10 protein-coding genes are annotated in these 12215 nt (G+C 58.4%); 7 read left to right on the forward strand and 3 right to left on the reverse strand.

All coding sequences use genetic code 11. From position 1 onward, the window contains the following. Both L0664_RS07730 and L0664_RS07735 read right to left on the reverse strand, forming a co-directional pair. On the reverse strand, positions 1–924 hold the full coding sequence (locus L0664_RS07730; RefSeq protein WP_235225077.1) for a GumC family protein: 924 nt from the start codon (positions 922–924) through the stop codon (positions 1–3). A gap of 41 nt (positions 925–965) precedes the next feature. Then, positions 966–2201 (reverse strand): polysaccharide biosynthesis/export family protein, encoded by a 1236-nt coding sequence (locus L0664_RS07735; RefSeq protein ID WP_235225078.1) that lies wholly within the window; start codon positions 2199–2201, stop codon positions 966–968. Between the two features lie 440 nt (positions 2202–2641). Here L0664_RS07735 and L0664_RS07740 point away from each other — a divergent pair, with 440 nt between their 5' ends. The 4 genes from L0664_RS07740 to L0664_RS07755 all read left to right on the forward strand — a co-directional run bounded on the left by L0664_RS07740 (position 2642) and on the right by L0664_RS07755 (position 6043). Continuing rightward, complete coding sequence (locus L0664_RS07740; protein WP_336247101.1) at positions 2642–3331, forward strand: serine/threonine protein phosphatase; 690 nt, start codon at positions 2642–2644, stop codon at positions 3329–3331. Positions 3332–3552: 221 nt separating this feature from the next. Then, positions 3553–4440, forward strand: a complete 888-nt coding sequence (locus tag L0664_RS07745; RefSeq protein WP_235225080.1) for an NAD-dependent epimerase/dehydratase family protein — start codon at positions 3553–3555, stop codon at positions 4438–4440. Then, positions 4437–5075, forward strand: coding sequence for a sugar transferase (locus tag L0664_RS07750; protein WP_235225081.1), 639 nt, complete (start codon positions 4437–4439; stop codon positions 5073–5075). Before L0664_RS07745 ends, L0664_RS07750 begins: the two co-directional genes overlap by 4 nt. Then, on the forward strand, positions 5075–6043 hold the full coding sequence (locus L0664_RS07755) for a glycosyltransferase (RefSeq protein WP_235225082.1): 969 nt from the start codon (positions 5075–5077) through the stop codon (positions 6041–6043). The genes L0664_RS07750 and L0664_RS07755 overlap by 1 nt, the downstream gene beginning before the upstream one ends. Here L0664_RS07755 and L0664_RS07760 read toward each other — a convergent pair. Continuing rightward, positions 6030–6848, reverse strand: coding sequence for an ABC transporter permease (locus L0664_RS07760; RefSeq protein ID WP_235225083.1), 819 nt, complete (start codon positions 6846–6848; stop codon positions 6030–6032). The genes L0664_RS07755 and L0664_RS07760 overlap by 14 nt on opposite strands. A 93-nt stretch (positions 6849–6941) precedes the next feature. On the opposite strand from L0664_RS07760, the gene L0664_RS07765 reads away from it, so the two are divergent. The 3 genes from L0664_RS07765 (at position 6942) to L0664_RS18630 (ending at position 12207) form a co-directional block, all read left to right on the forward strand. Continuing rightward, the gene (locus L0664_RS07765) at positions 6942–8300 is read left to right on the forward strand and encodes a KpsE/RkpR family capsule polysaccharide export protein (RefSeq protein WP_235225084.1); all 1359 of its coding nucleotides are present in this window, start codon (positions 6942–6944) and stop codon (positions 8298–8300) included. A gap of 11 nt (positions 8301–8311) precedes the next feature. Continuing rightward, positions 8312–8965 carry an ABC transporter ATP-binding protein gene (locus tag L0664_RS07770; RefSeq protein WP_235225085.1) on the forward strand — a complete coding sequence of 218 codons (654 nt, stop codon included), beginning with the start codon at positions 8312–8314 and terminating at the stop codon, positions 8963–8965. Between the two features lie 128 nt (positions 8966–9093). Beyond that, a complete protein-coding gene (locus tag L0664_RS18630) occupies positions 9094–12207 on the forward strand; it encodes a calcium-binding protein (protein WP_235225086.1) in 3114 nt (1037 codons plus the stop codon). Positions 12208–12215: the final 8 nt, after the last annotated feature.

Here is a 12215-nt window from a genome sequence, read left to right on the forward strand (position 1 = left end):
TTAGAACCGGTCCTGCTCGGTCTGGCCTTCGTCAATCGTCGCGAACAACTGTGTCAGCGTCGCGTTGTCCAACGCCTCAACGTCCGACAGGGCCGCCGTGGTGGCATCAAAATTCTGATAGGCCTCTGATACGTTCTGTTGCGTCGCCACCAAAGCATCCAACGTCAAAAGACGTTCCCGCAATTCTTTCACCTGACGGTTCTTCGCCGCCAACGTTTCCGGGCTGATCAGCTCAATGCTTGCGGCGAAATCTTTGACTTCCAGTTCCGCTTCGTTCAGCTCGATCTGAAGCTCAAGCGTGCGCTGGTCAAGAAAACTGATCGCCGTGTCTGACTGCGCTTCTTTGAACAACAACTGGTCGTTGATATAGGTCGTGGCCAAGGCATTTGCCAAATTCGTGGCCTTTTCAGCCGTCCCGGCAGACACCCCGATCTGGAACACAAAACTCTGCGTTGGGTTGCTAACAGACAATCGGTCGCGCAGCCGGTCGACGGCAATGCGGATCAATTCATCTTCGGTATACTCCTGCGGCGCTTGCGGCCCCAAAATAGCATCGCGCAGCCCACCCAGCGAATAAGGATTGGGTTCAGCCAAAAGTGGGTTGAATTCAGGATCATTGGTCAAATCCTGATCCAGCACCAAACGGCGCAACAACTGCCGTGACCGGATCAAATGGATTTGCGTATTCAGCGATGGTTGTTCAGCGGACAGGCCACCAACGACAGCATCCAGATCAGTAACCTGGGTCGGCGTGCTCTCAATCGCGACCGTTGCCGTTGATCGATACACCGGCTTTGCAACATTTGTCGCATACAAGAAGCCGAGCACACCAAAAACCAGCGCAACAAACCCGATAAGCCACTTGCCCCGCCAAACCGTTCTGAACAGCTGAACGGCATCTATGTCATCGTCACGGTTATCCATCAAAGACCATGGCTCCAAAAATCATATTACTAAATATCAGACTAGTTCGCTGCAGCATTCACACCAGAGATGATCAAAGACGGAACCAGCTGCTGAACCAAACGGTTCCATCGTGTGACCGGCTGTTCGGCTACAAACACGACATCATTGGGCCGCAACTCGAACCGTGTCGCGAGGACCATATTAACAACGTTCGACCCATCCAGATGCCACGCGGTCACGGCCTCCGTCGACCGTCCGGCCCGCAAAACGTAAATCTGGCTCGGGTTGCCTGTCTGCGCGGCGATACCGCCCGCCTCAAACAAAGCATCCGCAAGCGTCGATTGGCGCTCGAACGGCATCGCATAACGTGTCGGCTGGTTCACTTCACCTGTCAGGTAAACGTAATCACGATCCACGGCCCCAATCTCAAGGCGGGATTGGAAATTACGGCGTTCTTCTTCCAATTGGGCGCGCCGGATCTCGATTTCCAGCTCAAGCTCGCTCAGCGCGACTGTACGTTCACTGCGGCGCAGCTCAAGCACGCGGATCTGCTGCTCAAAATAGGCCTGTGCACGATCGATCCGGAATTCCGTATCGACAAAAACACTGTCCCCACTGACAAGCTCAAGCCGCTGAAGATCGCCATCGCGGTTAAAGTCGGCAAGCGGGATCTGATAGATCGACCCGTCGCGATAAATCCGGATAGACGCAAATTCTGGGTCCAGTTCATCAATACCGCCTGCGGCTGTCAAAGCCTCATTCAGGTACAACGGGCCAAGGCGCACGGGGATAACAGACGGCGTGCGCACCGCCCCCCCGATGGATACACGCTGGGAATTAAATTCGGCGATCTCCACGCTGAAAGACGGGTCAATCTGGCTTTCGATCAGGCGATCAAAAATTGAATCTTCCGCCTCGCTCAGGGTTTTGCCACCAACCTGCACGCGGCCAACATCAGGGATCGTGATCGCGCCATCATCTTGCACAGTGTACCCTTGGCGACGGTTCTGCGCGGCCAAAAGTCCGGTCAGCTCTTCAACAGACCCGCCACCGGCAGGCGTCGCCAGAACCAGAACATCACCAATACCGACAACATAAGGCCCGCGATCAACAGCTGGGGGCGGACGCAATGTCAGGGACGTGGGGCGCAATTCCGGCTGTACGGGATTATCCGGAAGCGTTCCCAGCCCGCGCAATCCCGCGCCAACACCCGCCGTTGCACCAAAAGCAGCAGGAAGCTGCCGGGGCGTGTAGCTCGTGGCGCTGTTTGCGGTGTTCAATGACGACGTCGACATCGTGACTACATTAACGGCAGGGCCATTTTCATCCGAACGAATCTCGGCAGGCACATAGAGCTGCGTACAAGCGGACAACGAGAGAGCAAGCAAAATAGCACTTAGCCGCACGACAAAATCTCCATTAACATCGAATCCGAACTATCAAAACGACATTGGCTTGGAAAGCGCCAAAGCCTCTTTGATCAAGGAATTAAACGCTCGGATATGGTTAACGCAACTTACCCTTACGTCAGCACCCCCCGCGTCTTGGTGGATGCAAACGGTCGCGCGTTTGGATATGAACGGCACAACATACAGTATACCGGGCATGAAATAGGCATATGAAATCCATGCCCCCAGACGTAGGAAACACCCCTTTGAATGTCTTAAAACGGCTTTTCGGCACACGCATAGCGCGAACAAGTAACCCTGACACTTCAGTCACTTGTGCCCCTCTCGTGCCCGTCAGCATCGTCGGCGACATCCACGGTTGCCACGATCTCATGGTGCGGCTTTTCGATAAAATCGACCCCGGCGACCACATCATTACGGTCGGCGATTATGTCGATCGCGGCGAAAAATCCGCCGACGTCTTACGATGGTTAATGGCGCAACAAACCGCCAACCCGGATCGCATCACGTGTCTTTTGGGCAACCATGAAGTGATGATGCTGGAATTCCTTGACGACCCATCAGAAAAAGGCGCGCGCTGGCTGCATCACGGCGGCCTGCAAACTTTGGCAAGTTTTGGCGTGCGCGGCGCGAACGAATTGATGAAACCGGATGAATTGATCGCGGTGCGTGATCGGTTTCGCGCCGCTTTGCCAACGGGGCTGGAAGATTGGGTCAGATCGCTTCCCAAACACTGGTCAAGCGGGAACCTCTGGGTCGTTCACGCCGCCGCCGATCCCGCAGTGGCGATGTCCGAACAGGGCAACCGCGCCCTGCTGTGGGGCAGCAGCACCTTTCTGAACGTCCCGCGAACGGATGGTATTTGGGTCGCTCACGGTCACACCGTCATCGAACCGCCTGAACAAAAGAATTCCCGCATTTCGGTCGACACGGGTGCGTATCATTCAGGTCGGCTGACCGCCGCGCGCTGTCTGCCCAACGGTGAGGTCTATTTCATTCAAGCCACGCACGGCTAACGGCAGGCGTCGTTTCGATAACAACACTTTAGCAACCTTTCGCGCCTATTCGATATTGGCGGGTGATCAAAATAGATCGCCCGGCTTCATTGATGTCGACGAATTGTAAGACCGCTGGGTGGACCTATGACCAAAATGAACCTGACGACCAAAACTGCTTTTGTGCCTGTACCGCGGGCACTCGCCGCCAATCGCCGGGCACAATGGGGCGCACGCCCTTGATGGACCAGCGCCCAGTGCTGGTTTTGGGCGGCTCAGGTCGTTTGGGCCGAATGATGCAGCTTTTGCGGCCCGTTCAGGACGGCCATTGGCATTTTCAATCCCGCCGGCCCGCCCCATGGGCAAATCTGATCTGGGATGGCACGCCCACGGACGCCGCATTGGCCCACTACCTTGAACACCACCGCCCGCGCGCGATCCTCAATCTGATCGGGCGGACCACCGCACCCGACACCGCTGCATTCAATGCGGCAAACGTCGATATCCCCGCACATCTGCTGACCCTCGCGAAACGCCATTGCGTGCCACATCTGGCGCTGGTGTCGTCCGCCGCAGTCTACGGCACCCAACCTGATCGCGTCGACACCCCCGAAACGGCATCCTTGCACCCGCTCAGCCACTATGGCCGATCCAAGGTCTTGATGGAACAAATCGCCCAAACCCAAGAAGGCGCGGGCCCGCAGATCAGCATTTTACGCATAGGCAACGTGGCGGGCGCAGACACGCTGCTGTCCTTGGCTGAAAAAGGGTCCTTGGCGCTCGACCTGCTAGAAGACGATACAACGCCCGTGCGCTCCTACATCGGCCCGCGCGATCTTGCCCAAACGCTTAGCGTTGTGATGAACGCGCCGCCGCGTCGCCGCACGAACGTCCTCAACATCGCACACCCGCAGCCGGTCACGCTTGGCGAACTGGCCCGCGCTTACAAAAGCAAACTCAACTCGGCATTGATCTGGGCAAAACGGCGCGCGCCCGCACACACAATCCCCAAGGTCGTTCTGAACACGAACGCCTTGGAAACCCTGAACCCCAGCACACGATACGCCGCCCCCGCCGTTGCCTTTGCCAGCCAGGTCACAGACCTGCGCCGTGAACTGGCCCTGCAATGAAACGATCCTTCGACATCATCGTGTCGCTCTCCCTATTGATCACGCTCGCCCCTGTGATGGCGATCCTCGCGGCCGCCATTCTTTTGATTGACGGACGCCCGGTCTTCTACGTGTCCGAACGAATGAAAACGCAAAGCCAGCCGTTCGCCCTTTTCAAATTCAGAACCATGCGTGAACCAAAGGTCGGCGAATCCAACAGCGGCGTTTCCGGCGGTGACAAGACAGGGCGCATCACAGCACTCGGGCGGTTTTTGCGCCGGACCCGACTGGATGAAATACCACAGCTGCTCAATGTGCTGCTCGGCGACATGGGCCTCGTTGGGCCCCGCCCGCCCCTGCGCCAATACACAGAACAATTCCCCGATCTGCACCGCCGCATCCTGCGATGCCGCCCCGGAATAACCGGCCTCGCGACGCTTCATTTTCACCGCCGCGAAGAACAGCTGATTGCATCCGCAAGGACGCCACAAGAAACAGAAAACATCTACGTCACCCGCTGCATTCCACGCAAAGCCCGCCTCGATCTGATCTATGCGCGCCATGCGTCCGTCTGGTTTGACATGATCATCCTGTTGCAAACCTTCCTCAAAATCTTGGATCGCCCCCATGCGTCCCGCCGATCCGTGCTGCGGTGATGCCACGACCAACCCAACCCCCTGCCCCGCGCCTCGTTGCGGTGGTCGTCACATTCAACAGACTCGAACAGCTGAAAATCACGCTGGCCCGACTGCTGGATCAGGGCGATGCACTGGGCGGTATCATGGTCTTCAACAACGGGTCTGATGATGGCACCAAAGACTGGCTCGAATCCCAAAATGATCCACGGCTGAGCGTTGAAACCTCATCACACAACGTCGGCGGGGCTGCCGGATTCGCGCGCGCGATGGCCTTGGCCAGACAAACCTTTGATCCTGATTGGGTCGTCTTGATGGACGACGATGCACGCCCGATCGCTGAAACCTTCACCGCCTTCGTGTCTCAAAATCGCGGTCACGCTGGCGCATGGGCCGCAAAAGTCATCCATCCAGATGGCCGCCTGTGCGATATGAACCGACCATGGTTTAACCCGTTCAAATCATGGTCCGCCCTTGCCAGCGCGCTGTTCAATGGGCGCGACGGGTTCCACATTGATGACACGGTGCAGCGCGCGCAAACCGTCGATGGCGCATCTTTCGTCGGGCTGTTTTTGTCACGCGCCGCCATCGACCGCATCGGCTATCCAGACCCGGGCCTGTTTATTTATGGCGACGACGTCCTATACACATTGGCACTGACCCGCGCGGGCCTGACGCTAAATTACGATCCCGCCCTCGTGTTTGAACATGATTGCGAAACCGTTATGGCCGGCGCCGCAATCACCCCGCTATGGAAGGCGTATTTCTATCACCGAAACCAGGTGTTCGTCTCCCGCGCTGCTGCGGGCCGGTTCCTGGTCTGGCCTCTGCTATTCACGCGCATCGCCGCATGGCATTGGCGCGCCGATCGGTACGGGGGCGATAAAACGACCTACCTGCGCCTGCTGCGCCGCGCCGTTCGCGACGGTCTAAGGGGGCGCAAAACAATGACCCGCGCAGACGTCGAAACCCTGATCAGCGGGCGTTGATGACCCACAGGTGATATCGGCGCAACAACAACAGCCCCAAGGCTGTCATGATCAAACCGGGGATGATCATCAAATTGAACGAAATATGTTGGGGCGCATAGGTGCCATAAAACCCGTCCCGTGCGAGGCCCGTGATATGCACCAACGGATTCCACCACAGCACATCTTGGGCCAGACTTGGCAATTCTTCGTAAATCCAGATCACACCGGACGCCAAAAACAACGGGCGCGTCACGATCGACCAGACGTTTTTCCAGACCGGAAAAAACCCCATCAAGATACAATTCATCAACCCCGCCCCGGCCCCCAAAAGTGCTGCCAACCCGAACGCGGCCAGAATCTCGCCAAAGGCGAGGGAAGATCGATGATCGACAAGCTGCATAATTGCGAACAACAAAACAGCGGCAACCAAAAGGTCCGTGAGGACATTCAGGATAAACCGCGCCAACACCGCATCAATCCACGTCACAGCTGGATAGGCCAACAAGTTGCGCGAATACGTCAAGGCGTTCATGACACAGGTATTTGTACGCAAAAACAACGTGTAAACCAGATGGCCCGTCGCATAAAACATGATGAAACTGCCGCCCAGCGGCGGGTTCCGCAGCAGCAACCCGAACCCGATGGCAAGCATGACAATCATGCCCAAAGGTTCCAGAACAGCCCACAGGTATCCACCCGGCGTGCGCCCGTACCGCGACCCCATTTCACGCAACATCAACGCAACAATCGTGCGGCCATGGCGCGGGCGTGCGGCCTGTGGTTTCGGGGGCCGACGCCCGGCCACGCCAACGGTCTTACTCACGACAAAGCCTCCTCTGACGGCTGTGTAAATTTGTTAAGCCTTTTAGATTATCAGATCGTGAACAGACCCGAAAAACCCTGAGGCGCCGCCGCTGTGAACACCCCGCACCCCAAACCCGTGATCGTTCACACCACCCAAGGCCCGCCTGCGCCAAAAAAGCCGCGCGGCAACCTCAGCGCGCAAGAACGCGAAGCGCGCAAAAAGGCCCGCCACGCGAAACAAAAACCTCAAAAGCAGGCGCAGCCCAAACCCAAATCAGCCCAAACCGGCGCACCAAAGCAAAAGAAAATCAAACCCGCCGCACGCATCATCGAAGTGCCCCCCATGGCCAGCCCGGCCCGATTGCGCCGCAGACACTGGGGCATGATCTTTAGCCTGGTATGTCACGTCTGCATCCCGCTCCTGATCGCGGGCTGGTACATCTGGGACCGCGCCGAAGATCGCTATGCCTCCACCGTCGGCTTCACCGTGCAACAGGAACAGGCACCGTCATTGGCCAGCCCCCTCACGGACGCATTTTCAGCGCTCGGTGGGGCGGGCGGATCAATGGACGCTGATATTTTGTACGAATACCTGCACAGCCAGCAATTGGTCGAAGCCATAGATGCGCAATTTGATCTGCGGGGCCATTACGGACAATTTCACGCAACGGACCCGATTTTCGCATTGGCACCAGATGCAACGCTTGAAGACATGGTCGACTATTGGCCGCGAATCCTCAAGATTTCATATGATGAAAACTCTGGATTGATTGAGCTCCAGACCCTCGCCTATACGCCTGAAATCGCACAAAATATCGCCCATGCCGTGCTGTCCAACAGCCAAGCATTGATCAACGATCTAAACGCACAATCGCGCCAGGACACGATGCGCTACGCACAAGAAGACCTCACCAATGCGCAAACACTGCTGAGCGAGGCGCGCGGCGCGCTGGTCGCATTTCGCACCCGCACACAAATCGTTGATCCCGCGACAGATCTGGCAGGGCGTTTGGGCATCGTGAACACATTGCAACAACAACTGGCAGAGGCGCTGGTGGACTATGATTTGCTGTCCCAATCCACCGGCGAACGGGATCCGCGCATTGTTCAGGCCCAAGGCCGCATCGACGTGATCCGCACCCGCCTGACCCAAGAACGCGCAAACGTGGCGCGCGGCCAAGACAGCGAAACCGGCGAAGATTACCCGACCCTTCTGGCCCAATACGAAGAACTGATCGTGCGCCGCGAAATCGCAGAACAGTCTTTTCGCGTCGCCCTCAGCTCAATGGAGGCCGCGCGCGCGGATGCAGCCCGCCAAAGCAGATACCTCGCCGCCTATATCACGCCCACATTGCCGCAATCGGCGTCCTATCCCGACAGGATGATGTTGTTGGCTTTGATCGCGCTATTCACCCTTCTGACGTGGACCATCGGTGTGCTGATTTACTATTCCGTGCGCGACAATCGCTAGGCCGTGGTGACATGATCCACCTGCAAAACCTGTCTAAAACCTACTGGTCGCGCGGTGCGCCCCACCGGGTGATCGATGATTTAACCATCACTTTGCCAACGGGGCGGTCCATCGCGCTTTTGGGCGCAAACGGGGCGGGGAAATCGACGCTGCTCCAGATGATCTCGGGCTTGGTGCCGCCCGATACGGGTGAACTGCACAGCGACGGCACAATTTCGTGGCCCGTCGGGCTGGGCAATTCGTTTCACCCCCAGATGTCAGGCGAACAAAACACACGTTTTGTCGCGCGGGTGTATGGTGTGGACACGGACGAACTCATTGATTTTGTGTATGGTTTTTCCGAACTCGGGGCCCATTTCCTCAACCCTGTGAAAACCTATTCATCCGGCATGCGCGCGCGCCTTGCGTTTGGCCTGTCTATGGGCATCCAATTTGACACCTACCTGATTGACGAAACAACGTCCGTCGGCGACGCACGTTTCAACCGCAAAAGCCGCGCGGTGTTTATGGAACGCATCAAACACGCAAGCGCGATCATGGTCAGCCACCAGACACGCACAATCCGCGAATTTTGCGACAGCGGCCTCGTGCTTCACAACGGCAAGGCCCACTATTTCGACGTGTTGGAGGATGCCATCACCGCCCACCTCGACCTAAACGGATAACACCGAAACTTAGCACTGATTTGTCGATAAATTCGACAGTCATGCCACGCTTTGACCCCGATTCCAGACACGCCAATGCCCCACGCCAGCGACATCTTTAGCGCGCGAAGTGGGAAAGGCGGGGCGTGGTGGAACTTCAGTTCAACGGACAATTTATCGTGGGCGACGACGCCTATGATTTCGGCATCACCGATGTGTCCCTGATCACGGACACGGACGGCGATCTGATCCTTGTGGGCGTGTCCCAAGGGTCGGGCGGCCTTTTTGCATGGGATATGTCCGACACCTCTGCACCCGATTTTTCAACGATGCGCGGGGGCGATACCGAATTTGCCAGCGCTGTGGGGCCGTCCATCGTGGCGCTGGATCAGGGTGTTTTGCTCACGGGGATGAACGCCGGCGGTGTGCTGTTTGGCGACGCGAACGGCAATGGCGGCACAACCCCGCTCAGCGCGGCGGCGGTTCAGGCCGAAGACTGGACCAGCGGCGTTCAGCTCGACAACGGATTGATCGCGCTTGCCGATGCCGCCGGATCAGGGTTCTCGCTTTTCACCAAAGACAGTGGGACAGCCCTGTCACTGCAAGACACCATCACCGACACGAACACCACCCACGCCACCGCGATCACCGCCATGGCATCTTTCGGGAACGTCCTGTTGGTCGGCAGCGACAGCGAATACGGCATTTCCAGCTATGACACGACCGCGACGACCACCACAGCCATCTCCAGTTTCGGCAGCGACAGCGGGATCGGCATCATGGCACCGACCGCCATCACGACCGTTCAGATCGGCGGTCAGGGATATGCAATCGTCGCATCCGCTGGCGGATCATCCGGCGCACTCAGCGTGTTCAGCATTGGCACCGATGGCAGCCTGATCCCGACAGATCACGCGATGGACACCCTCAACACCCGCTTTGGCGCAATCCAGGACGTCGCCGTCGCGCCTTTGGGAGACGGCGCATTGGTCGTGTCGGGCGGCGGCGATGATGGCCTGACGATCATGGCATTGATGCCCAACGGGCGCTTGGTCCACCTTGCGTCCTTCGAAGACACGGCGACCCTCGCACTGTCGGGCGTCAACGCCCTCGACATCGTGATTGAGGGCACCGAAGCCACGATTTTCGCAGTCACGCAAACCGACGCGGGCTTTTCCAGCATGTCCATCGACCTCAGCGATATCGGCGATTGGACGATCGGAACGGGTGGGGTTCTCAGCGGCACCAACGACGACGATATTTTGATGACAAGCAGCCAAGCCGCCACTTTGGACGGCGGCGGCGGGCACGACATCATGGTGATTTCCGAAGTCGGCACCGCCGACCACAAAGTGCGAAATTTCAACCCCGACGAAGACAGATTGAACCTGTCCGATTGGTCGTTCCTGTACAGCGCGGACGATTTGACGTTCCAGACGATCTGGAACGGCGTCACCATCACCCACCGCGACGAAACCCTGACCGTCACAGGTGTCGCGAACGCGCCGCTTTCTATCGACGACGTGCGCGCGACCATAGACGTTGACGTCATGCGCCTGCCAACAATCCCGAACGACACCATCATGGGCGATACGGGCGACGACATGCTGATGGGAAACTGGGCAGCCGATATGATTTACGGCGAAGCAGGCTCAGACGAAATCTATGGCGGCGCGGGCGATGATACGCTCGATGGGGGCGAAAATTTCGACGCGATTTTTGGCGGCGACGGGGCCGACATCTTAATCGGTGACGCGGGCAACGACACATTAACAGGCGGCGCAGGGAACGACACGATCAATGGCGGCGCGGGGTTTGATCGCGCGATACTGGACGGCACGGCGGATTTCAGCGTCTTGGGTTACGACAGCACCGCAGAAACCGTAACCCTGCAAACCGCAGACGGCATCGACACCTTCCAAGACGTCGAAGCGTTCATCATCGGCGACACCACCCATACCTTCGACAGCCTCGCCCCGCCCCCTTTGTCGATCTACGGCACGTCCGGCGATGACACCTTGGTGGGCGGCGACGCGGGCGTAACGCTCGTCGGGCGCGAAGGGGACGACGTGATCATAGGCGGCGCGGGCGGCGACACGATCAAGGGCGGCACCGGCGCGGACAGCATCACAGGCAACGGCGGCAACGACGATGTTCTGGCCGGTGCGGGCCATGACACCATCGATGGCGGTGCCGGCGACGACATTCTGAACGCGGGCGCTGACAATGATGTGGTGATCGGCGGCACCGGCACCGACACTTACGTGGCCTCCCTGAACGTCGGCCGGATGTTCATCCTCGATTGGTCCGAAACCAGCGTCACCCTGCAATCGTCCATCGGCTTGGACGTGATCAGCGATGTCGAATTCTTCCAGTTTGATGACAGCACCGTAACCCTCGGCGATCTGGCGCCCGACACATCGCACCCGATCATCGACGGCACGAACGACCTGGACCGCATAACGGTCGAGTCTGGCGCCACCGAAATTCGCAGTTTTGACGGGGATGACGCCGTGCGATCGGGCTCCGGCAGTGACATCATTGTCGCCGGCGCGGGCGATGATCGTGTCTGGGGCGGCACGGGCCGCGACCAGATTTGGGGCGGCACGGGCGACGACAGGCTTCAGGGCGAAGCGGGCAATGACATGATTTATGGCGGCGACGGGGTCGATCTGCTACGCGGCCAATCCAACAATGATCTGATGTACGGCGGCAATGATGCTGATGTCCTGTACGGCGGCGACGGCCACGATTTGATGTTCGGCGACGCCGGTGATGATTTCCTGAGCGGCGGCGTCCGGCGTGATCAAATGTGGGGTGGCGCGGGCGATGATGACCTACGCGGTGGCGATGATGACGATATTATCTACGGCGATGATGGCGCCGACGCGATCCGCGGTGGTGAAGACGACGACATCATTTTCGGCGGCGCAGGCAACGATTCAATCCTCGGCGGCGCCGGTCTGGACACGATCGAAGGCGGGTCCGGCGATGACACCCTCAGCGGGGGCGGCGACCGCGACACATTCATCTTCAATGCCGATCACGGCAGCGATCACATCACAGACTACAACATGCTGCGGGATTCCATGATTCTGGACGCCGAATTGGTCGGCTCCGCGCTCAACGGGCAGGACGTCGTTGATACGTTTGCCGCGCAAACAGACAACGGCGTCACGTTCAACTTCGGCGACGGCAGCATGATCGTGCTGGACGGGGTCGCAACCTTGGATGGCTTGGCCACCTCCATCAGCATCTTGTGATCGCGCCC

The sequence above is a fragment of the Octadecabacter dasysiphoniae genome, from assembly GCF_021532615.1.
Classification (GTDB): domain Bacteria; phylum Pseudomonadota; class Alphaproteobacteria; order Rhodobacterales; family Rhodobacteraceae; genus Octadecabacter; species Octadecabacter dasysiphoniae.